This is a genomic window from Thalassospiraceae bacterium LMO-SO8 (assembly GCA_031655335.1).
Taxonomy (GTDB): Bacteria; Pseudomonadota; Alphaproteobacteria; order Rhodospirillales; family Casp-alpha2; genus UBA1479.
Window position 1 is genome coordinate 1,724,039 of record CP134226.1, and the last position, 21,820, is coordinate 1,745,858.

The following is a 21,820-nucleotide window of genomic DNA, read 5'->3' on the forward strand; positions in this document are numbered from 1 at the left end:
TCGCCGCGGCGCTCCGTTGCGGCGGCTTTGTCCTTCTCGCCGTTGGTGATATGAAGGCCGGCATCCCGTGACCACTTGCCAGACTGAGATGACCCAGCCCCCTTATTTCACTCAAAAGCACGTCCTTGGGGTCGTCGCGGTGCCGGCCAGCGTGTTTCTCGCCAATGGCATGCTTGTTCTCATGCTCAAGCTCACGGGCGCCGGGTTGCTTGCCTACGGACTGGCCGTTCCGCTCGTGCTGGCGGCCGGGGCGGCGATGGTCCGCCATTTACGCCGCCATGCGGCGCTGCCGGACGGGCGCCGCCTGCTCGTTCTTCTGGCCTTCGCCTCGGCGGCCTCGGCGGCCCATCTCATCATCTTCGGCACGGCGATCAACAGCGACGCGACGGTTCATTCCGCGCACGCGTTCCATACGTTCTTTTCCGCCGGCGGGTTTTCGTTTTCGGAAGCCCCCTTCGTCACCTACGGCACGCAGCCGCCGGCCAAGCATTGGCTGCCCAACAATTTGGAGTACGCGACGGCGGCAATCGCCTGGATCTTCGACCTGTCGTTCTACCGCCTGACGTTGGGGGTGAACTTCGTCTTCAATCTGCTCTACGTCGCGGTTTTCCTGGCCTTGATCTTCACGTTCGTCCGGGTGGTGCCTGGCCTGCTGCTGGCGACCGCCTTCTTGGCCGCCCTCTATGCCGTGATCGGTAATTCCGAGGATATCATTGGCATGGGCCTGTTCCGAGGGTTCGAGAACAAAGGGCTGATCTTCGGATTCTATTACTGGGGGACGATTGCGCTGTTCCTCGTCTCTCCCGGCCGTCCGGCGGCCGCGGCCGGGCCGCCGGTGGCGGTCATCGTGTTCGCAACCAGCGCAGTTGTGGTTTCCGCGAATTTCCCCGTTCTGGCCGTGATCGCACTTGTCCTGGCGGCGGGGGCGGTAGCCGGAAAATCGCCGGCAGATGGCGTTGGCGGGGCGTTGCGGCTGGTCACGCCGATCATTCTGGCGGCCGCGATTTATGCGGGCCTCCCGGGCGGGGACGTCTTGACTCCTCCCGGTGATCCGGCGTCGGTGACTGGCGCCGCCTATATCAACCAGATCAGCGATATCTATACCTATCCGAAAAAACACTGGATTGCCGCTGCCGCGGTTGTCGTCTGGCTGTTTTGGTTCGACCGCGCCCTGGCTGTGCAACTGGCGGTCTATTTGGCGGTCGCCCTCGTTTCCCACACGTCGTGGGCATTTGAGCTGGCGGCACCGCTTCTTGGCGGGTACAGCCGGGTCGTTTGGCGGTTCCTGATCCTGTTCAACCCGTTCGTTCCCATCATTGTCGGCGGGGCGGCCCTGGCGGGCCGTCTTGACCGCCGCCGGCCGGCGCGGCTGCCGACGTTGGCGCTGGTCTTGGTTGCCGGCGGGCTGATCCTACGTCCGCCGCCCGCGCATCCGTATGTCGGCGCGATCCGCCCGGTGCTGCCTCATGTTGCTGCCGCCTGCCGGCCCGATGCGGGCATTCTGGTATCGCGCGCGCTCGGTGCCGTGCTGCCCGTGATCGCGCCCGGCTTCCGCATCTATGCCGGAAAGGACCAGTACCTGAACTGGCAAATCGCCAACCTTGCGCCTGGCTCTCCGGATCGCAAGCGCGCGGAAGATGTCCGCGATGCGTCCAGCTACCTTGGCGGTAACGCGGCCAATGAAGCGGCCTTGGCCGCCGTGGTGGCGGCCGAGCGTCCGGAGATCGTGATCGCCGACGCGCCGCTGTCCTCAAGCGCCGAACAGATGTTGGCCGATTACCGGCGTGAAACCTACCGGGCGGCGTCGCCCTACGTGCGGGGCAAGACGGAGACCCACGTGATCTACAGCCTGCCGGGCGTCTGCGCCTTCCCGGAGTGATCGCCCGCAACAAAAGAAAACCGGCCCGCGGGGAGCGGGCCGGCGAGGTTTAACAGGGAGGCTGCCGAGGCATCCGGGGAGGGAGGGGAGAGAGACACCTCGACAATGACCGTACCCTAGCGGGCAGATCGGTCTGATTCAGTGACCAAAGTCACATTCGAAAAAAATAATTTAAGGGATGCGGGGCCGGGGCCAGCACGCGGCGGCGCCGGGTCGGTCAGTGCTCTTGGAGCTGGCGGTAGAAGTTACGGTCCAGCAGCACAGCCTCGGACAGGGTGCGGCGGCGGTTTTGGGAATCTTCGCGGACCAGAACGTAATGAGGAACGGGCGTGCGTTCGCTGCCGTTGGCGGCGACGACCCAGACCATGCGGGGTTCGTCCACCTTCACGAAACGGGCGCCTAGGTCGATGCGACGCTTCTTCATTGTTCTTCGGTTTCTTGGTCTTCGATGGGGTGACAGGAGGAGAGCACTTAGCCGCACTACGTAACGCGGCGGTCACCTGCATTTCAAATTAAAAATCGGCCCGAAGGTCGAAAAAAAGTCTTGCCTGCGGAACGGCGGCGCTTTGGTGTGAAAACGGCCCGCCACTCTTAAGCCCCCCCGTTGCATAGGTCGGGCAATGTCGCCGGAACGCGGGTGCGTCGTTTAGGATTGCAAGCACCCCCTATTCGTTCACGGCGGAGGTCCATCGCCGGCCGCGGCACGGGCCGGACCGCACGGCGGTCTCAATGATCGCCCCTAATGCCTTGAAGTTATTTGGTTAATGATATCCGTTATGGATGCGCGAATCGGGCGGCCCCACTGCGCAAGTAGTTGCGAGGGCGCGATTCCGCCACTGTTGCGGAACGATTTTGCCCGTCACGGGGCCGGGTTCGGGCCCGCCAAGGCCCGGCCGGGGCTCCCGGGGCGGGGTCAATGCCCGCCTGCCCGTATGATATGAAGTCCTGAATTATCAGAACGTTAACCAATTTCCCTCAACAATAACCTCGGATTCGGGCGTAAGCCCGTTGATGCACAAGGCCTCTGCCGCCGGTGTTTCGGCTGGCCGCCGTCCGCTTAACAACGATAGCAGTTGCATGGCGCCGGCGAGCGGGTAAATTCATTGCATCACGGGTATGGACCGGCCCGTCCGGACACGGCCTTCCGGCGCCCGCGGGGATCCCGGCGCGGGCCGGGGCGGCGGACCGGAGGGATGACGTCGGCAGCGAACAGGCATGGGGCCAGGCAATGACCCAGGACATTAAAAAACATTCCTATACCATTCCATGTGCCTCCGCGTTCCGTGACGCGGTGACCGATCTGGCCACCCGGCGGCGGGTCAACGTGGGCGATCTGGCGCGCTCGGTCCTGCTGGTCGTTCCGGAAGGCGTGATCCGGGATTTCCCCGATCCGGGCGAGCCGGATCAGGACGACCGCGAAACGGTCATTCTCAAATCCGGCACGGCCAAGGGCCGTCCGTGGCGGCGCAAGCCGCGTCTCCAGGTGCGCATGGCGCCCGGGTTCGAGGTCGAGTTCATGCGCCGCGCCCTGGCCATCGCCCTGGCCCTGGACCACGGGGAAACCCGGGTGCTGCTGCGTTCCGAGGAGGCCCCGCAAGAGCCGCCGGAAGCGACCGGGCGGGAGGTCGTCGACCCCGAGGAGCTGGTCCGCCTGCGCACCATCGTTTCGGTGCTTTCGTTCGACCCGTTGAACGACGGCGTGCGGTCCCGCGAGGATGCGCTTTACGTCCTCGGCTTCCCGCCGGGCCGCATCCCCGACGGCGAGACGTTGCGCGCGCGGTTCCGCATGCTGGCGACCATCCATCATCCGGACAGCCCCCACGGCGACCATCGCCGCATGAGCCAACTCAACAGCGCCATGGATATTCTGAAGCGCGGCGCGGCCTGACCGCGGGTCCGGCCCCCGAGGGGGCCAGGGACGCGACCGATGCGCTTACGGAACGAAAACCGCCGTCCTTCCGGCCTGAATCCGCGCTGGGCGGGCCATTTTTTCTTGAGGCGGTCCGGCCGTTATGGCCTCATGCCGGCCAAGGACGAGACGCGCCGCCCTGCCGTCCGGCAGCGGCGGACCAACGACATTCAGGACAAGATCATGCGACTAAAGGATAAGGTGGCGCTGGTGACCGGCGCCGGATCGGGCTTTGGCGAAGGCATCGTGCACCGCTTCGCCGAGGAAGGGGCGCAAGTCGTCGTCGCCGACATCGACGGCGCCGCCGCCGAGCGGGTGGCCAAGGACATCCAGGCCCGCTCGTTCCAATGCGACGTTTCCGACAGCGCCCAGGTCAAGGCCATGGTCGCGGCCACCGTCGGCTGGCACGGTCGTCTCGACATCCTGGTCAACAACGCGGGCATCGCCCAGAAGCGCGGCCCGCTGCTGAGCGTCAGCGAGGCCGAGTTCGACCGCATCTACGCCGTCAACGTAAAGAGCATCTATCTGGCGGCCATCCATGCCGTGCCGCAGATGCGGGCCCAGGGCGGCGGCGTCATTCTCAACACGGCCTCGACCGCGGGCGTGCGCCCGCGCCCGGGCCTGACCTGGTACAACGGCTCCAAGGGCGCGGTCATCACCCTGACCAAGTCCATGGCGGCGGAACTGGCGGCGGACAAGATCCGCGTCTGCGCGCTGAACCCCGTGCTGGGGGCGACCGGCCTGACCGCCGATTTCATGGGCGGCGACAGCCCGGAACTGCGCCAGCAGTTCAACACCACCATTCCGCTCGGCCGCATGTCGACGCCCCAGGACGTCGCCAACGCGGCCCTGTTCCTGGCCTCGGACGAGGCCGAATTCCTGACCGGCGTGTGCCTGGAGATCGACGGCGGGCGCTGCATCTAGCGATCCGCCGCCGGTAATTCATAAAGGGGAGGAGACACCCATGCCCAACAACAAGCCGCGCCTGCTGGTCGCCCGCATCTTTCCCCAGGATGTCATGGACCGCGCCGCCCGCGATTATGACTGCATCGTCAATTCCGAGGACGCCAACTGGTCGGGGGCGGACGTGATCGCCCGCGCGGGCGAGGTCGATGCGATCCTGACCTCGGCCCGCACCAAATACCCGGCCGATGTCATCCAGGGCCTGCCGGCGAACGTGCGCATGCTGGCGACCTTTTCCGTGGGCTACGAACATATCGACCTCGACGCCGCCAAGGCGCGGGGCCTCGTCGTCTCCAACACGCCGGACGTGCTGACCGAGGCCGTCGCCGACATCACCATCCTGCTGCTGCTGGCGGCGTCGCGCCGGGCGCGCGAGGCGTTCGAGATGCTGGCGGGCGACCAGTGGCTGAAGATCGGCGGCTGGCGGCCGACCCAGTTCCTCGGCACCGGGGCCCAGGGCAAGGTGCTGGGCATCCTGGGCATGGGGCGCATCGGGCGCGCGGCGGCGGCCCGGGCGCGGGCCATGGGCATGACGATCCACTATCACAACCGCTCGCGGCTTTCGCCGGACCTGGAACAGGGGGCGGTCTACCACGACACGCCGCAGTCGCTGTTGAAGGTCTCGCAGTTCCTGTCGATCCATTGCGAATCGACGCCGGAAACGCGCAAGCTGATCAACGAAGACGGCATCGCCCTGATGCCGGAAGGCGCGATCATCGTGAACACCGCGCGCGGCGACATCGTCGACGACGACGCCCTGATCCCGGCCCTGGAATCCGGGCGCATCGCGGCCGCCGGGCTCGACGTGTTCGCGGGCGAACCGGACGTCGACAAACGCTACTTCACGACCCGGAACGCGTTCATTCTGCCGCATATCGGCAGTGCGACGGTGGAAACCCGCAACGCCATGGGCTTCCGCGCGCTCGACAACCTGGACGCCTTCTTCCGGGGCGAGGAACCGGCAGACCGTCTGGCCTGATCCGTTCGATTGCAGGCATGAAAAAACCGCCCGGGGCTGGCGCCGCCGGGCGGTTTTTGCGTTTCCCCAGGGGAGGAACGCGGGTTCGGCTACTCGCGGTTGCCGAAGAACTGCAACATGAAGATGAACATGTTGATGAAGTCCAGGTAGAGCGTCAAAGCGCCCATGATGGCCTTCTTCTCATGCGTTTCCGAATGGTCGCCCTCGGCGTAGATCGCCTTGATCCGCTGCGTGTCGTAGGCGGTCAGGCCGGCGAAGATCAGCACGCCCAGGATCGAGATCACGAAATGCAGGCCCGAGGACGCCAGGAAGATGTTCACGACCGAGGCGATGATGATGCCGATCAGGCCCATGACCAGGAAGGTGCCCATGCCGGACAGGTCCTTCTTGGTCGTATAGCCGTACAGCGACAGGCCCGCGAAGGCGGCCGAGGTGATGAAGAACACCCGGACGATGCTTTCGCCGGTGAAGGCGAGGAAGATGTAGCTGAGCGACAGACCCATCAGGCCCGCGTAAACCCAGAACAGGGTCTGCGCCGTCGCGGCCTTCATGCTGTGGATGCGCGCCGACAGGAAGAACACGAAGCCGAGCGGCGCCAGCATGACGACCCAGCGCAACGCCGTGCCGTGAATCGCATTCATCAGCTCGCCCGAGGTCGAGGCGGCGAAGGCCACGGCCCCCGTGAGCGCCAGGCCGATGCACATGTAGTTGTAGACGCGCAGCATGTAACTGCGCAGGCCGACGTCGATCCCGGCGGCAGCGGCCTGCGCATGGTCCATGCGCCCGGTCTGCAGCCGGAACCTATCGTTCTGACCCATAGCCATTGGTATTCTCCTTTTACACTTCCCTAATCGGGTGGCCGTCCTTGTGAGGTTGGCGGCCCTGCCCGGTGAAACCTGTGAATTTCCCTGTTCCTAATATGGCAGCGAATACCGGAAATTCAACTGTTACCGGGGCGTCACACTGGTTTTACGCACGATTTCGGCGCCAATGTTTCCGTCACTGGTTGCGCAGGTGGGGCATGGCCTTCTGGCCCATGGCCCGCCAGGTCCCGAACAGCCCCATCACCAGCGTCACGGCGAGGCAGAACGCCGCCGTGACGGCGGCGGCGGGCAGATCGAAGGCCCAGTCGCTTTTCATCAGGTGGACGACGATGCCCCAGGCGGCCGCCGTGCCCACGGCCGCGCCGATCGCCGCCGTCAGCAGGCCGAGGGCGCCGTATTCCAGGAGATAGCCGCCGAGCACCCGGCCGCGTCCGGCGCCCAGCACCTTGAACACCACGGCGTCGTAAACCCGGCGCCGATGGCCGGCGGCGATGGTGCCGGCCAGGACCAGGGCCCCCGCCGCGATGGTGATGGCGGCGACGCCGCGCACGGCCCAACTGACGCCTTCCATGATGCGCGCGGCCGCTTCCAGGGCTTCGCGCACGCGGATGGCGGAGACGTTCAGGAAACGGTCGGCGACCGTGCGCTCGATGGCGTCCTCGGCGGATGGCGGCGCCTCGACCGCGGCGATATGGCTGTGCGGCGCCCCTTCCAGGGTGCCGGGTGCGAAGATGATGGCGAAGTCGAAGCGCAGCGACCGCCAGTCGATCTGGCGCAGGCTGGCGATCTTTGCCGTCACGGGCCGGCCCAGGATGTTGAGGGTCAACGTGTCGCCCAGGCCGACGCCGAAGCCCTTGGCCAGATTGGCGTCCAGGGAAATCAGCGGCGGGCCGGCGTAATCCTTGGGCCACCACTCGCCGGATGTGATCTCGCTCGCCTCGGGCCGGGCCGCCGCATAGGTCAGGGCGCGGTCGCCGCGGATCGCCCATTGGCTGTCGGGCGCGATCTCGGCCTGATCCACGGGCGTGCCGCCGATATGGGTGATGCGCCCGCGCAAGCTGGGCACACGTTGCAGATGGGCGGTGCCCGCCACGCCCATCACGGCGGCGTCGAATGCGGCGACCTGGTCGGGCTGAATATCCAGAAAGAAAAATGCGGGGGCTTCCTCCGGCAGGCGTTCGGAAACCTGGCGGGTCATGTTGGCGTCGATCAGGGCGACGGCGACCAGCACGGCCAGGCCCAGGCCCAACGACGTGACCACGCTGGGCACCATGCTGTCGGGCCGCCCCAGATTGGCGACGACCAGGCGCAGCCGCGCCCCCGGCGGGCGTTTGCAGGCCCGCGCGGCACATCCGACGGCCCAGGCGGCGGCGCGCAGCACGGCCAGGAACAGAATGGCGCCGCCGACGAACCAATAGGCGAACCAGTGGTCCGCCGCCGTGGCGACGGTCAGCGCCGCGAGCGCGGCCACGCCCCCGGCCATCAAGACCAGATAGCCGAACCGGGGGCGGCGGGCGGCGGGGGCGACGCGGTCGCGGAACAGGTCGCCGGCCCGGACGTCGCGCGCGCGGGCCAGCGGCCACAGCGCGAAGGTCACGGCGGACAGCATGCCGAAGGCCGCCGCCGTGGCCAGGGCGGCGGGATAGATGCCGGGCTCGGGCGCCACGGGCAGCAGCCCGCCGAACGCCGCGATGCCGAGCCAGGGCAAGGCCGCCCCCAGAACAAGGCCCAGCGCCACGCCCCCCGCCGCCAGGATCAGCACCTGAATCAGGTAGATCGTGAAGATCAGCCGCCCGGGCGCACCCAGGCATTTCAGGGTCGCGATGGTCGTCGCCCGCTGGTCCAGGTATCCGGCGACCGCGTTGGTGATGCCGATGCCGCCGACCAAAAGGACCGTCAGCCCGACGAAGCCCATGAACAGGGTCAGGCGTTCGACGAAGCGGCGCACGCCGGGGGCGGCCTCGTCCGCCGCGCGGATGCGCCAGCCGGCGTCGGGGAATTGTTTGTTCAAATCCTCGATGAAGGCGGGGACGGACGTGCCCGGGGGCAGCATCACCCGGTGGTGATAGCGAATCTGGCTGCCGGGCTGCACCAGTCCCGTGGCCGGCAGGGCGTCCAGGGACACCATGAACCGGGGGCCGAAGGAAAACACGCTGGCGACGCGGTCGGGCTCCTTCTTGATGACGGCGCGGATCTCGAACGCCGCCTCGCCGACGCGCACCCGGTCGCCGACCTTGGCGCCCAGGCGGGTCAGCAGGTTACCGTCGACGGCGGCACCCCAGGAGCCGTCCCGGTTTTCGAGAAGGGTACCAAGCGGCAGGGCCGGTTCCGTGACCAATGTGCCGGTCAGCGGATAGGCAGCGTCCACGGCCTTCAATTCGGCCAGGGAACGCCGCGCCTGGGGGTCGAGCGGCCGCGCCATGGTGCGCATTTCCACCGTGTCGGCGCGCGCCCGGGCATGGGCGTCGAGATAGGCAAGCTGCGCCGCGTCGGCGGCGCGGTGGGTCAGGCGCAGATCGACGTCGCCACCCAAAAGCTTGGTGCCGTCCCGGTCCAGCCCGGCGACGAAGGAGCGCGACAGGGAGTTCACGGCGGCGATCGCCGTCACGCCCAACACCAGACAGGCCAGAAAGATGCCGAGCCCGCGCAACACCCCGCCGGGCCCACCCTTAAGGTCGCGCCACGCCAGACGCCAGGCAAGGGCGATGCCCATGGGATCAGTCTCCGGCCAGGCGCAGGGCGGTCTGGTCGCCCGCGACCAGACCGTCGCGGATGGTCAGCATGCGCCCGCAGCGTTCGGCCAGTGATTTTTGGTGGGTGACCAGCAGCAACGTGGTGCCGAGGCGGTCGTGCATGCCGAACAGCAGGTCGATGATCTGATCGCTGGTGTGTTCGTCCAGGTTGCCCGTGGGTTCGTCCGCCAGCAAAAGCTTGGGCGATCCGGCGAAGGCGCGGGCGAGCGCCACGCGCTGCTGTTCGCCGCCCGACAGCTGGCCGGGATAATGGCTTGTGCGGTGGCCCAGGCCGACGGCGGAAAGTTCTTCCGCCGCGCGGTCGAAGGCGTCGTCCCGCCCGGCGAATTCCAACGCCACGGCGACGTTTTCCAGCGCCGTCATGGTCGGGATCAGATGGAAATCCTGAAACACGATGCCCAGGGTGTCGCGGCGGAACCGGGCCAGGCCGTCCTCGTCCAGGGCCGTCAGGTCATGGCCGGCGACGACGACCTCGCCGCCCGTCGCCTGTTCCAGGCCGCCCAGAACCATCAGCAGCGACGTCTTGCCCGATCCGGAGGGACCCACGATGCCCAGGGTCTCGCCGGCCCCGACGGTCAGGTCGATGCCTTTTAGGATATTGACCTCACCGGCTTCGCTCTCCAGGGTAAGGCGCAGGTCGCGCGTCCGTACCGCGGGCGCCGCCGGGCCGGTCTTTCCATTCGGATGAGCATCCATGCAATCGTTCCGCCGCCGTTTGTCTATCATGGGATATGTGCGCAAGGCCGTGAATGTCAACGCGGCGGCTGCCATTCTGTTGGTGTTGCTGTGGGGCGTTCCGGCCGCGAACGCGGCCCCGCCGCTGCGTCTGCTCGTCCTGGGCGACAGCCTGACCGCGGGCTACGGCCTGACGGCGGAAGACGGGTTCACCGCGCAATTGCAGGCGGCGTTGAAGGATACCGGGCGCGATGTCGTGGTCCTGAACGCGGGCGTGTCCGGCGACACCACGGCCGGCGGGCGGGCCCGCATCGGCTGGGCCCTGGGCGACAAGCCCGACGCGGTGATTGTCGAACTGGGCGCCAATGACGGCCTGCGCGGCCTCGATCCCAAGGCGACCTTCGACAACCTGGACGCCATCATCGCCGACATCCGCCGGGCCGGCCTGCCCGTGCTGCTGACCGGCATGCTGGCCCCGCCCAACCTGGGCCGCGACTATGCCGACGACTTCAACGCGATCTTTCCGCGCTTGGCGAAAAAACACGGCGTCTTGTTCTATCCCTTCTTCCTGGCCGGGGTCGCGGCCAAGCCCGATCTCAACCAGGACGACGGCATCCATCCCAATCCCGAAGGGGTGCGGGCGATCGTCGCGCGCATCCTGCCCTATGTTTTGGATCTGCTGACGCAGGCGCGGGGCAAGGCCAAGGGGGCGTCATGACCGGCTTCAAGCACGCCCATGCGGGCGGCGGCGACTGGGCCGAGATCGCGCGCGACTGCGCCCGTCAGCTCGACCCCCCTCCCGAGGGCGCCAACCTGGGCTTTCTCTACGTCACCGACGCCCTTGCCGACGAGCTGACGTCGATCCTTACCTTCCTGCGCCAGACCTCGGGCATCGAGGACTGGGTCGGCACCGTCGGCATGGGGGTCTGCGCGGGGGCTCAGGAATATCATGACGAGCCGGCGGCGGCGGTGCTGCTGGGCGCCTTTCCGGCGGATTCGTTCCGCGTGTTTCCCGTGCTGCGCGGCGGGCTCGGCGATATGCCGGCGGGCCTGCGCGGCTGGATCGACGGCGGGGCGGCGCCCTTCGCCGTGGTCCACGGTGACCCGTACAACCACCACCTGCCCGAGCTTTTGGAGGAAACCGCGAGCGGCCTGTCGTCGTTCCTGGTCGGCGGGCTGACGGCGTCGCGCGGCAGCGGCCCGCAGATCGCGGGCGCGGTCGCCAAGGGCGGTGTTTCGGGCGTCCTGTTCGGGCCGCAGGTCCAGGTCGCGACGGGGCTCAGCCAGGGCTGCACGCCCGTGGGCGAACCGCGCCAGGTGACCGAGGCCGAGGACAACATCATCATGTCCATCGACGGCAGGCGCGCGCTCGACGTCATGAAGGCCGACATCGGCGAGCTTCTGGCCCGCAATCTGGAACGGGTCGCCGGATACATCCACGCCGCCTTCCCCGTGCCGGGCTCCGACACCCGGGATTATCTGGTGCGCTCGCTGCTCGGCATCGACGTGGACCGCGGCTGGGTCGCCGTCGGCGGCGCGGTCGAGGCCGGCGACCGCGTCATGTTCGTGCGCCGCGACCCGATTTCCGCCGAACAGGATCTGGCCGACATGGTCAACGGCCTGAAGGCGCGCCTGCCGTCCCCGCCCCGGGGCGGGTTGTATTTTTCCTGCGTCGCGCGCGGCCCCGGCATGTTCGGCGCACCCGGCAAGGAAATGGCCCTGATCGTCGAACGCCTGGGCGACATCCCCCTGGTCGGGTTCTACGGCAACGGCGAAATTTCCAACGCCCGGCTGTACGGCTATACGGGCGTGCTGGCGCTGTTCCTCTAGGGCTCTTCCGCCGATCCTGCGAATCGGGACCATTTCGCCCCCGGTTTTTCCTGCCGCCGCCCGACCGCGCCATGATGGCGCCGCATTTGCTTTTGATCCTCGAGGCCTGGAAAGCGGCGTCGTCCGGGCGGGTTGCCCCACACCTTGGTGCATACGTCTGGACATCCCCAAACCGACGCCATAGAAGCGAAGGCAAGGGAACGGCGCCGTCTGTTCCGGGAAGCCAACAGCCAAGGAGGCCGCGTCATGCGCCTTTTCGTCGGATTGGACCTGCCCGAAGACCTTCGTCTCACCCTTGGCCTGCTGCGCGCCGGCATCAACGGGGCGCGCTGGGTTCCCCCGGAAAACTTCCACATCACGCTGCGCTTCATCGGCGAGGCCGACCGCCATCAGGCGGCCGACCTGGACGACGCCTTGGCCGACATCGACGTGCCGGCCTTCGATCTGGCCTTTCACGGGGTCGGCAGCTTCGCCTCGCGCGGGCGGCTGCGGGCGATCTGGGCCGGGCTCGAATCCTCGGGCGCGCTTGTCCATCTGCACGACAAGGTGGAGCGTGCCGCGATCCGCGCCGGCTTCGCCGTGGAACAGCGCAAGTTCAAGCCGCACGTCACCCTGGCCCGGCTCAAGGGCACGCCGGAGGTCGCCGCGCAGCGGTTTCTCGAAGACCATGCCGGGTTCACGACCCGGCCCTTCACGGTGGACCGCTTCGTCTTGTTCGAAAGCACGCTGGGCGGCGAGGGGGCGCATTACACGCCGGTCTGCCGCTATCCGCTCGGCACCTTCGATTACGCCGACTACGGCGATTTCGAGGATCTGGCCGCCGACTACGCCGACAGCGAGGTCTAGGCGCCCTTGATCAGGTCCGGCAGGCGCGTCATGTCGTCGAACACGGTCTCGGCCCCGGCCGCCATCAGGGTCTCGCCGTAATGCGCGACCTCCCGGGCGTGGGAGGCCCCGGTGAAGCCGAGGACCCGCATGCCCGCGCGCCGCGCCCCCGTCACCCCGGCGGTGGAATCCTCGATCACCAGGCAATCTTCCGGCGCCCGGCCCATGGCGTTGGCGGCATGAAGGAACAGGTCCGGCGCCGGTTTGCCCTGCTTGACCATGCCGGCGGAAAACAGGTGCGGCTTGAAGAACGGCAGCAGGCCGGTGACCCCCAGGGTCGTCTCGATCTTCACGATCGGGCCCGACGAGGCGACGCAGCGGTCGTGGGTCAACTCCCGCACCATCTCCAGAACACCGGGCATGGGTTTCAATTCGCGCTGGAAGGCTTCCCGGTCCTTGACCTTCAGGGTTTCGATGAAATCGTCGGGCACTTCGACGCCCTCGCCGCGCACCAGGTTGACGACATCGGTCATCCATTTGCCGGTGAAGCGTTCGCGGCACTGCTTGGCGGTGATGGCATAGCCCAGGGCCGACAGCTGGCCGGCCAGCACGCGCGACGCGATCATCTCGCTGTCCACCAGGACGCCGTCGCAGTCGAATATCAGAAGCATGGGTCACTCGCCGAATGAGAGGAGGGGCGGCGCAGGTGTACGGGCAGCGGGTGTTGTTTGTAAAGGACGCACCGCGCCCGCGCGGTTCGGATCAGCGCGCCAGGTCGGTTTCGCGGATGTGCTCGAGCAACCCCCGGGACGCGGCCTCGATCATGTCCAGCACCTTTTCGAACCCGTCGCCGGGGCCGTAGTAGGGATCGGGGACTTCCGTCAGGCCCAGGTGCGGCGCGAAGGCGAGGAACATGTGCAGACGGTCCCCCCGTCCCTTGGACGCCAGCAGGGACAGGGCGGCGTGGTTGCGCCGGTCCATGGCGAGGACGTAGTCGAAATCCTCGAAATCCTGGGCCCGGGCCTGGCGGCAGCGCAGGTCCGACAGATCGACGCCCCGGTGCTTGGCGGCTTCCTGGGCCCGGGGGTCCGGCGGTTCGCCGATATGCCAGTCGCTGGTGCCTGCGGAATCGGTTTTGATGACGGCGTCCAGGCCCTCCCGGCGGACAAGGTCGCGGAACACGCCCTCGGCCGTGGGCGAGCGGCAGATGTTGCCAAGGCAGACGAACAGAACGTTGACCAGGGTGCGGCCCTCTCTCTTATAGTGCGGCGGTGATACCAGGGGCGTAGTTTACGCGCGGCGGAGAGGCGCAACAACCATGGCCGGAGACGCAGTGGCGAAACACGGGCCGTCCATCGTCGTTCTGACGGGGGCGGGCATTTCCAAGGAATCGGGGCTCGCGACCTTCCGTGATGCGGACGGCATCTGGGCGCGCCACCGGATCGAGGACGTGGCTACGCCCGAAGCCTATGCCCGCGACCCGGAACGGGTGCTTGGATTCTACAACGCCCGGCGCCAAGGGGCGGTTGCCGACGACGTGCGCCCCAACCCGGCGCATCTCGCCCTGGCCCGGCTGGAAGCCGACTGGCCCGGCCAAGTCACGGTGGTGACCCAGAACATCGACGACCTGCATGAACGGGCCGGTTCGAAAAACCTGATCCACATGCACGGCGAATTGCTGAAGGCGCGCTGCACGGCGTGCGCCGGCGTGCATCCCTGGCGGGACGACATCACCTTGGACCTCGCCTGTCCGGCCTGCGCGTCCCTGGGCACCCTGCGTCCCAACGTGGTGTGGTTCGGGGAAATGCCGCTTGGCCTGGATGAAATCGACGCCGCCTTGGCGACCTGCGCCCTGTTCCTGTCCATCGGCACTTCGGGCAACGTCTATCCGGCGGCGGGCTTCGTGCAGCATGTGCGTTTGCTGGGCCGCGCGCGGACGATGGAACTGAACCTGGAGCCCAGCGAGGGGGCGAGCCTGTTCGAACACGCCCGCTACGGCCCGGCGTCGGAAACCGTGCCGGCCTTCGTCGATGACTTGCTGATGCGGGGGCTTGCCGCCGCCGTGTAGCGGGCTAGCCTTCGTTGACCAGGCGCACGCCGTCGAAATCCTCAAGCTTTTCCGCCTCGATGATCTGATGGATCAGGCTGCCGTAGGTCTTGGGAATTTCCGAATACTGGGTCAGGCGCGTCGCCAGATGGCGCGCGTCGGGATCGCGGCCCTGGTCCCGCATGTGGCGGCGCGCGCGGCGGAAGTCCAGATAGGCCGGATGGGTGTTCAGGTTCAGCATGTAATGGGCCACGCCCGCCCCCAGGTCGTCGTATTTCACGACCTTGAAGCCGTTGGCCTTTTCCGGCTCCAGCCCCGGGGTATCCGGGTTGTAGGTGCGGATGCCGAACAGGTTGTTGGCGTCGCGCGCGAAGCGCGATGTGCCCCAGCCGCTTTCCAGTGCCGCCTGGGCCAACACCATGGAGGCGGGGATGACGTCGACGCGCCGGCGCAGGGTCGTCACGTCGCCGGGCTTCACGTTGTACTTTTCCCAGAGGGCGTCGGGGACGTCGCCGGCCGGCCCGGCGGCGTGGCGGCGCTCTTCGCGGATGCGGGCGTTCTCGCGCGCCACCAGGGGCAGGGCGATCTTGAGGAAGGCCTGCTTCTTGGCGTCGAGGTCGAGCGCTTCCAGATCGGTCGCGATGCGGGCCGCGAACACGGGCGGGACCACGCCCGTCCGGCGCACCTTGTCCAGGGACACGGCATGCAGCGGATCACGGGCCAGGGCGGCGACGGCGCGGGCCTGGCTCATGGCCGTCTTGCGCAGGTCGCGGTCGGTCATCTCGAAGGTGATCCCGGCGGCGGCCAGAAGGACGGCGGCAAGGCCCGCCGTGGCGGTCCAACGCGCCGGGGTCAGGCGCGGTAGGCATGCGGTCATGTTCATCACTTTTCGTTGCCGGTGCGGCCGTGTGGCCAAGATGTGGTCGGCCCTCGGGGGTTGCAAGGCCTTATCGCGCCTAGCCGCCTTTCGGGCATGCGACCCTAAATGCCGGGCAATGGGTGCGACATCAGGGCCGCATTACGGCCATTCCATGGCAACTTGTAACAGAAAACGACGGCCTGTCGCCGATTCTCGCCTTACCGGCCGTTGCAGGGCTTCAGGGACAGCAGATAGGCGACGAGGTCGCGGCGCTCCCAGTCGTCCTTGACGCCGTCATAGGTCATGGTCGTGCCGGGCACGACCCCCAACGGGTCGGCCAGGAACCGATCGAGGGTCTGATTGTTCCAGATGAACCCCGCGGCCCGCATGGCGCCGGAATAGTCGAACCCGGGCAGGCTCCCGGCCCGCCGGCCCTTGAGCCCGCAATGGCGCGGGCCGACGCGGTCATGGGCGACGGCGTGGCAGGCCAGGCAGCGGTCGTAAATCTGTTTACCGCGGACGGGGTCCGGGGCAACGGCGGCCTGTGCCGGGGACGCGGCGGCGATGGCGGCCGCCGCCAGCAGCCCGGCCCAGGCCCGGCGAAGGGCGGCGCGGACGTGGTCGGCGGCCCCCTTTCGGGGACCGCCGACGGCTGCGCCGAAGGGGGTGCGGCGCGCGCCCATTACGACACGAAGGCCACGGGAACGGGATTCTGGCCCAGGGCGTTGCGCAGCACCGCCCAATGCATGGCCTCGTCGCCGAGAATACTCGCCGCCGCCTTGGCCAGATCGCGGTTCTGGAACAAGGGCACGGCGCCCAGATAGGCGCTGACCGCCCCCTTTTCCAAACCGGCGGCGAAGCCCAACACGTCGTTCTGGGACTTCAGCCGGTCGACGGGGAAGTCATAGGCCTTTTTCGCGTCGACAGGATTTCCGCCGAGCGACCGTACGGTCTTGGCCAGGACATCGGCATGTTCCTTGTGATGGCCCTGGAACTGCACGGCGAGGTCCAGAACCGGCTTTTGCAGCAAGCCGCTTTCGGCCCCGACCTGATAGGCGGCGATGGCCTCCAGCTCGGCGCCGAGGGCGGTGTTCAGGATCGAGATATCGGCGGCGCTGGCGCTGCTGCCGGCGGCGGCGCTTTCGCATCCGGCAAGCATGGCGACGGCGGCGGCCGACAGGGTCAGGGTGCCGGCGCCGCGCAGGAAGCCGCGGCGGGGCAGGATCAGGCCGTTGTCTTCGGTCGCAAGGTCCGGGGCCTGAAAGTCGGGTTGGGTATCGGTCATGGGAATCTCCTTTTGGTTGGTTTGGGGGGGTGGAACCTGGGCAAGGGGGTGGCGTCGACGCCCGAGGGGGTGCCTGGGAATCGGGAAAGTTTTTGTTGGGTCAGTCGGGCGAGGACGTCAGGCGGTCGAGAACCCCGTTGACGATGCGGTCGCAGCGCGCGCCGGCGAAAGGATGGACGTCTTGCAGGGCGCTGCCGGCATCCCGGTCGAGCAGGTCGCGCAGCCGCGCCCGGGCCCGGTGGAACCGGGTGCGGACCGTCGATGGCGGAATGCCCAGCATGTCCGCCGTTTCATCGACGGAAAACTCCTCGATCCCGCGCAGAACGAAGACCGCCCGGAAGTCCTCGGGCAACTGGGCGATGGCGACTTCGAGATAGCGGCGGATCTGATCCCGCGCCGCGTTCTGTTCCGGCGTGGTGGCCGGGGCCACCAACCCGCCCGACGGGCGCAGGTGGGCGGCCATGGAAATCACGTTTTCCATCGTATCCAATGGTTCGGTCATGCGGGTTTTCCTGCCGCGGTTGTGGACTTCATGAAGGGCGATCTTGACCAGCCATGTCGACAGCCGGGCCCGCCCGTCGAATCGGTCGATCGCCCGGAACGCCTTGATGTAGGTTTCCTGGATGACGTCCTCGGCGTCCGCGTCGCTGGGGACAAGGTTGCGGACGAAGCGGTAGAGCAGCCGGTTGTGGGCGCGCATGATCGCTTCGAACGCCGCGTGGTCGCCGGCGCGGGCCCGGCCGATGACGGCCTCCGTCACCGTGACGTCTTTGTGAACGGGCTTCCTGGCGCTGTGCATTGAATTTCGTCCTCAGGCGGTTAACTGTGTCTGGTCATTGGACGCGGCCGCGCGCGAAAAGGTTCCCGCCTTTTTCCAGATCATGCGTGACGGCCCGGATCGCAATGACATTTATCCGCCGCAACGGTGCGGGAGGCCCGGCATGGGATCGGAAAATCTGGAAACGGTGCTGAAGCGCGCCCGCGCCTGTACCACCTGCGCGGACCAGCTGCCGCTAGGCCCCCGGCCGGTGGTGCGCATGGCGCCGTCGGCCCGGGTGCTGATCATCGGCCAGGCGCCGGGCACCAAGGTCCATGCCTCGGGCGTGCCGTGGGACGACAAGTCCGGCGAACGGCTGCGCGACTGGCTGGCGGTCGGCGGCGACGTTTTCTATGACGAAACCCGCATCGCCATCATGCCCATGGGCTTCTGTTATCCGGGCCGGGCACCCAAGGGCGGCGACAACCCGCCGCGCCCGGAATGCGCGCCGCAATGGCACGGGGCTCTGCGCGCCTTGCTGCCCGAGGTTCGTCTCACCCTGTTGATCGGCACCTACGCCCAGAAATACCATCTCGGCGCGCGCGCGCCCGCGACCATGACGGAAACGGTCGCGCGCTGGCGCGATTTCCTGCCGGACTATCTGCCGACCCCCCATCCCAGTTGGCGGACCACCCATTGGATGGCCAAGAACCCCTGGTTCGAATCGGACCTGCTGCCCGACCTCCGCCGCGTTGTGGCCAAGGCCCTGGCCTGATCCCCGATTTCCGCATCCCGGCCCCTTCCCGGGTGGAGCCTTGACGTCGGGCGCCGGGGGCGCGATGCTTGGCCGATAAGCGCATCCACTTGAGCTTGTTTTGTGGATGCGCCGGGGAACGGGACGGGGATCCCTTGGAACACATCGCCGCATCGGACATTCTGCGCCGCCTGGAATTCGATAATCCCTGGTGGGCCTTTCGCTCCGGCACGCGGGTGCGCTTCCGCCACCCGCCGCAGCGCGGCTTCGCCCGCGATTTCGCGGTTCGCGCCCTTGATGCCGCGCTCGACGTGCCGCTGATCGCCGCCGGCCCGCCGGGGGCCGGCAAGACCATTGTTCTGCGCCAGACCCTGGCCGCCGTGGTCCGCGCCGGCGTGTCGCCCATGCGCATCGCCTATCTGTCCTTGGGCGCGCCCGTGTTTTCCGGCGAGGATCTGGCGGCGCTCGCCGACCGGGTGCTTGACCGCTTCGCCTACGGCCGTGACGAAAAGGTGTTCCTGTTCCTGGACGATCTGGATTACGTCGCCGATGGGATCGGTCAGTTGGCGGCCTTGCAATCGCGCCTGCCGAACGCGCGGCTGATTGCCGGCCTGTCGTCGGGCACCCCCCGTCTGACCCCGGGGCGGGCCGAGATCGCAAACGACGGCGGGGCCGGCGCCGTCGAGGTCCGCATTCTGCCGCCGCTCAGCTTCGCCGAATTCATGGGTTTCCGGCGCACGGACGCGGGCGGCGTGCTGCCCGAGGCCGGATCGTCCCTGCCGCTCGACGCGGCGGGGATCGCGGCCCTCAACGCGGAATTCGCGCGCTATGTCGCGTTCGGCGGGTTTCCGTCCGGCATCGCCGCCAAGCGCGAGGACGAATCTCCCCCGGCCCTGGTCCGCGACGCCCTGCTGCACGACGTCCTGCACCGCGACCTCGCCGCCTTCGCCGGGGTGATCGAGCCGCGCGAGCTGGGCCGCCTGTTCGCCGTCCTGGCCCGCAACACGGGCGGCGAGGCCGCCATCGAGGATTTGGCCAAGGCCACGGGCGTGGCCAAGAACACGCTGCGCAAGTATCTCGATTTTCTGGAAGGGGCGTTTCTGATCCGCCGCGTGCCGCGCCTCAACCGCGACGGCCGGCCGTTCCAGCGCCAGGTGCTGTTCAAGGTCTATCTGACCTCGCCGACCCTCTACACGGCCCTGTTCGGCCCCGTCGCCCCCGACGATCCCGACTATGGGCGGCTGGTGGAGACGGCGGTCGCGGCCCAATGTTTTGCCACGGGCCTGGCCGACCGCCTGGCCTACGCCAGCTGGAAGGGCGGCATGGTCGACCTGGTCCTGCTCGACGAACCGGACGGAAGGCCGGAACAATTGTTCCAGTTCGACTGGTCGGGGGCGGTGGCGGCGTCGGACAACGGGCCCGACACCATGGTCAATTTCGCCGTGCGCACCAATCCGGACGCGCGGATGACGCTGTTGACCAGGGGGCGGGGCGGCCCGGCGCGGCGCGGCGGGCTCGACCTCAATCTGGTGCCGGCGGCGCTCTATGCCTACTGGCTGGGCACGCGGAAGGGTTAGCTAGCGGCCGACGGCGGCTTCGGACAGCAGCCAGTCGCGGAATGCCTTGACCGGCGCGTCGTCGCGGCGCGCCTGACGGCTCACGAAATAACATCCCTCGCCGCGCAGAAGGTCGCGCCGGAACGGGGCCGCGAGCCGCCCGGCCTCCAGCGCGTCGCGCACCTGGGCCTCGCGGGTGATGGCGATGCCCATGCCGGCCTCGGCGGCGTCCAAGGCCATGGTCGTCAGATCGAACGTCTGGCCCTGATCGGGATCGACGGCCGTGGCGGGAACCCCCGCCGCCGTCAGCCAGCGCGCCCAGTCGCCCCGCCGATGGTAGGTGTGCAGCAGCGTGTGGTCGCGAAGATCACGGGGGTCCACCAAAGGCCGGTCGCCTGCCAGCAGGCGCGGATGGCAGACGGGAAACACGTCTTCCTTGAACAGAAGGTCCGCCGTCATGCCGGGCCAGGCGCCGGCGCCGAACTGGATCGCCGCGTAGACGTCGTCGCGGTCGAAATCGATGGGCCGGGCACTGGTCGCGATATGCACGGAAATGTCCGGATGCAGGGCCTGAAACCGGCCCAGGCGCGGCACCAGCCAGCGGATCGCGAAGGTCGGGGTGACATGGATGTGCAGTTCCGTCGAGGCCTGGTTGCGCGACAGCGCCCGGCAGGCGAGGTTGATCTGCCCGAAGGCGTCGCCCAATTGCTGGGCCAGGCGTTCGCCCTCGAAGGTCAGGCGCCGCGCCCCGCCTTCGACCTGGAACAGGCGGATGCCCAGCCAGTCCTCCAGATTCTTGACCTGATGGCCGACCGCCGAGGGCGTCACGCACAGCTCATCCGCCGCCCGCGCCAGGGTGCCCAGCCGGGCCGTGACCTCGAAGGCGCGCAGCGCGTTGAGCGGCGGAATGGGGTGCGCCATGGGCGGAGATTTCCTCAAATACTTCGATAGATTTGATCGGTTGCCGCTTTTTGGCGGCGGCGTACAATAGCGCCAAGAGCCCGGAATGCAAACGGGCCGGAAAACGATGTAGAAAAACTAGGGACGCATCCGCCATGGACATGACCGTTGAACGGCTCGGCGGCAGTTTCGCCGCCCGCATCTCCGGGATCGACGCCGGAAATCTCACCAACGCCCAGGCCGCCGATCTGCATCAGGCCTATCTCGACCACAAGGTGCTGGTCATTGAAGGACAGGACCTGTCCGTCGCCCAGTTCGACGCCTTCGGTACCCTGTTCGGCGAGACCGTGGAACATCCGGTGAAGAATTTCCTGCACCCCGACTTTCCCAAGGTCATGGTGCTGTCCAATTCGACCCGTTTGGGCAAGCCCGTGGGGGTCAAGGACGCCGGGTCGTTCTGGCATTCCGACCGCTCCTACATGGAGCGCGCGGCGGACGCGACGATCCTCTATTCCATCGAAATTCCCGACGAAGGCGGCGATACCTTCTTCGGCGACATGGAAGCGATCTACGACGCCCTGCCGGACAAGACCAAGGCCCGCATCGACGGGCGGCAGTACGTGTCGCAGTACCGCTGGTGCACCAACCGGGGCGATCCGGAATCGCGCTGGAACTTCCTGACCGAGGAAGAAATGGCAAAGACCCCGCCGGTCGTCCGCCCCATCGTGCGCACCCATCCGGAAACCGGGCGCAAGGGCCTGTTCGTGTTCCCCGGCGCCTCGGCGGGGGTCAAGGGCATCGTCGGCATGGACGCCGTCGAAAGCGCCGACCTGCTGGACGAACTGTTCGACCACATGACACAGCCGGAATTTCATTTTCAGTTCAAGTGGCGGGACCCCGGCACCATCGTGCTGTGGGACAACCGCTGCGTCATGCACCGGGCGACGACCAAGAACCTGCCGCCCGACAAGGTCCGCACCCTGCACCGCATTTCGACCCTGGGCGGCGTGCCCGCCTGAACCTCA

At 67.6% G+C, this 21,820-nt stretch carries 22 protein-coding genes and 1 pseudogene; 12 read left to right on the plus strand and 11 right to left on the minus strand.

Going from position 1 to position 21,820, the window contains the following annotated elements; genetic code table 11:
* The first annotated feature begins 67 nt into the window (after positions 1-67).
* Positions 68-1,879, plus strand: coding sequence for a hypothetical protein (locus RJ527_08295; protein ID WND77733.1), 1,812 nt, complete (start codon positions 68-70; stop codon positions 1,877-1,879).
* A gap of 217 nt (positions 1,880-2,096) precedes the next feature.
* On the opposite strand, the gene RJ527_08300 is transcribed toward RJ527_08295, so the two are convergent.
* A complete protein-coding gene (locus RJ527_08300; GenBank protein WND77734.1) occupies positions 2,097-2,303 on the minus strand; it encodes a hypothetical protein in 207 nt (68 codons plus the stop codon).
* Positions 2,304-3,107: 804 nt separating this feature from the next.
* Here RJ527_08300 and RJ527_08305 point away from each other — a divergent pair.
* From RJ527_08305 to RJ527_08315, 3 genes are all read left to right on the plus strand, one after another.
* Complete coding sequence (locus tag RJ527_08305) at positions 3,108-3,767, plus strand: J domain-containing protein (GenBank protein ID WND77735.1); 660 nt, start codon at positions 3,108-3,110, stop codon at positions 3,765-3,767.
* A gap of 204 nt (positions 3,768-3,971) precedes the next feature.
* Positions 3,972-4,712 (plus strand): SDR family oxidoreductase, encoded by a 741-nt coding sequence (locus RJ527_08310; protein WND77736.1) that lies wholly within the window; start codon positions 3,972-3,974, stop codon positions 4,710-4,712.
* 40 nt (positions 4,713-4,752) lie between these two features.
* Positions 4,753-5,730: a D-glycerate dehydrogenase gene (locus tag RJ527_08315; GenBank protein WND77737.1), complete on the plus strand. Its 978-nt coding sequence runs from the start codon at positions 4,753-4,755 to the stop codon at positions 5,728-5,730.
* A gap of 89 nt (positions 5,731-5,819) precedes the next feature.
* On the opposite strand, the gene RJ527_08320 is transcribed toward RJ527_08315, so the two are convergent.
* Both RJ527_08320 and RJ527_08325 read right to left on the minus strand, forming a co-directional pair.
* On the minus strand, positions 5,820-6,548 hold the full coding sequence (locus tag RJ527_08320) for a Bax inhibitor-1/YccA family protein (GenBank protein ID WND78038.1): 729 nt from the start codon (positions 6,546-6,548) through the stop codon (positions 5,820-5,822).
* Positions 6,549-6,729: 181 nt separating this feature from the next.
* Positions 6,730-8,469, minus strand: a complete 1,740-nt coding sequence (locus RJ527_08325) for an FtsX-like permease family protein (GenBank protein WND78039.1) — start codon at positions 8,467-8,469, stop codon at positions 6,730-6,732.
* Between the two features lie 11 nt (positions 8,470-8,480).
* On the opposite strand from RJ527_08325, the pseudogene RJ527_08330 reads away from it, so the two are divergent.
* Positions 8,481-8,552, plus strand: a pseudogene (locus RJ527_08330) (DNA-binding protein).
* A 719-nt stretch (positions 8,553-9,271) separates the two neighbouring features.
* On the opposite strand, the gene RJ527_08335 reads toward RJ527_08330, so the two are convergent.
* Positions 9,272-10,003 carry an ATP-binding cassette domain-containing protein gene (locus RJ527_08335; protein ID WND77738.1) on the minus strand — a complete coding sequence of 244 codons (732 nt, stop codon included), beginning with the start codon at positions 10,001-10,003 and terminating at the stop codon, positions 9,272-9,274.
* Here RJ527_08335 and RJ527_08340 point away from each other — a divergent pair.
* The 3 genes from RJ527_08340 to thpR all read left to right on the plus strand — a co-directional run bounded on the left by RJ527_08340 (position 10,002) and on the right by thpR (position 12,658).
* Positions 10,002-10,700: an arylesterase gene (locus RJ527_08340; protein WND77739.1), complete on the plus strand. Its 699-nt coding sequence runs from the start codon at positions 10,002-10,004 to the stop codon at positions 10,698-10,700. The two genes, RJ527_08335 and RJ527_08340, sit on opposite strands and share 2 nt — an antisense overlap.
* Positions 10,697-11,812: an FIST N-terminal domain-containing protein gene (locus RJ527_08345; protein WND77740.1), complete on the plus strand. Its 1,116-nt coding sequence runs from the start codon at positions 10,697-10,699 to the stop codon at positions 11,810-11,812. The genes RJ527_08340 and RJ527_08345 overlap by 4 nt, the downstream gene beginning before the upstream one ends.
* A gap of 246 nt (positions 11,813-12,058) precedes the next feature.
* Positions 12,059-12,658: an RNA 2',3'-cyclic phosphodiesterase gene (gene thpR, locus RJ527_08350; GenBank protein ID WND77741.1), complete on the plus strand. Its 600-nt coding sequence runs from the start codon at positions 12,059-12,061 to the stop codon at positions 12,656-12,658.
* Here the strand turns inward: thpR and RJ527_08355 are convergent.
* Positions 12,655-13,308: an HAD family hydrolase gene (locus tag RJ527_08355; GenBank protein ID WND77742.1), complete on the minus strand. Its 654-nt coding sequence runs from the start codon at positions 13,306-13,308 to the stop codon at positions 12,655-12,657. The genes thpR and RJ527_08355 overlap by 4 nt on opposite strands.
* 91 nt (positions 13,309-13,399) lie before the next feature.
* Positions 13,400-13,819: a low molecular weight protein-tyrosine-phosphatase gene (locus tag RJ527_08360; protein ID WND77743.1), complete on the minus strand. Its 420-nt coding sequence runs from the start codon at positions 13,817-13,819 to the stop codon at positions 13,400-13,402.
* Positions 13,820-13,955: 136 nt separating this feature from the next.
* Here RJ527_08360 and cobB point away from each other — a divergent pair, with 136 nt between their 5' ends.
* Positions 13,956-14,705, plus strand: coding sequence for an NAD-dependent protein deacylase (gene cobB, locus RJ527_08365; protein ID WND77744.1), 750 nt, complete (start codon positions 13,956-13,958; stop codon positions 14,703-14,705).
* Between the two features lie 4 nt (positions 14,706-14,709).
* Here cobB and RJ527_08370 read toward each other — a convergent pair whose 3' ends face one another.
* The 4 genes from RJ527_08370 to RJ527_08385 form a co-directional block, all read right to left on the minus strand.
* Positions 14,710-15,561, minus strand: a complete 852-nt coding sequence (locus RJ527_08370; GenBank protein ID WND77745.1) for a glucosaminidase domain-containing protein — start codon at positions 15,559-15,561, stop codon at positions 14,710-14,712.
* Positions 15,562-15,761: 200 nt separating this feature from the next.
* Positions 15,762-16,226 (minus strand): c-type cytochrome, encoded by a 465-nt coding sequence (locus RJ527_08375; GenBank protein ID WND77746.1) that lies wholly within the window; start codon positions 16,224-16,226, stop codon positions 15,762-15,764.
* Positions 16,226-16,828: a ferritin-like domain-containing protein gene (locus RJ527_08380; GenBank protein WND77747.1), complete on the minus strand. Its 603-nt coding sequence runs from the start codon at positions 16,826-16,828 to the stop codon at positions 16,226-16,228. Before RJ527_08380 ends, RJ527_08375 begins: the two co-directional genes overlap by 1 nt.
* Before the next feature lie 100 nt (positions 16,829-16,928).
* Positions 16,929-17,627 carry an RNA polymerase sigma factor gene (locus RJ527_08385; GenBank protein ID WND77748.1) on the minus strand — a complete coding sequence of 233 codons (699 nt, stop codon included), beginning with the start codon at positions 17,625-17,627 and terminating at the stop codon, positions 16,929-16,931.
* A gap of 142 nt (positions 17,628-17,769) precedes the next feature.
* Here RJ527_08385 and RJ527_08390 point away from each other — a divergent pair, with 142 nt between their 5' ends.
* The gene (locus RJ527_08390; GenBank protein ID WND77749.1) at positions 17,770-18,360 is read left to right on the plus strand and encodes a uracil-DNA glycosylase family protein; all 591 of its coding nucleotides are present in this window, start codon (positions 17,770-17,772) and stop codon (positions 18,358-18,360) included.
* A gap of 134 nt (positions 18,361-18,494) precedes the next feature.
* The gene (locus RJ527_08395) at positions 18,495-19,916 is read left to right on the plus strand and encodes a hypothetical protein (GenBank protein ID WND77750.1); all 1,422 of its coding nucleotides are present in this window, start codon (positions 18,495-18,497) and stop codon (positions 19,914-19,916) included.
* On the opposite strand, the gene gcvA is transcribed toward RJ527_08395, so the two are convergent.
* Positions 19,917-20,816: a transcriptional regulator GcvA gene (gcvA, locus tag RJ527_08400; GenBank protein ID WND77751.1), complete on the minus strand. Its 900-nt coding sequence runs from the start codon at positions 20,814-20,816 to the stop codon at positions 19,917-19,919.
* A 134-nt stretch (positions 20,817-20,950) separates the two neighbouring features.
* Here gcvA and RJ527_08405 point away from each other — a divergent pair, with 134 nt between their 5' ends.
* On the plus strand, positions 20,951-21,814 hold the full coding sequence (locus tag RJ527_08405; GenBank protein WND77752.1) for a TauD/TfdA family dioxygenase: 864 nt from the start codon (positions 20,951-20,953) through the stop codon (positions 21,812-21,814).
* Positions 21,815-21,820: the final 6 nt, after the last annotated feature.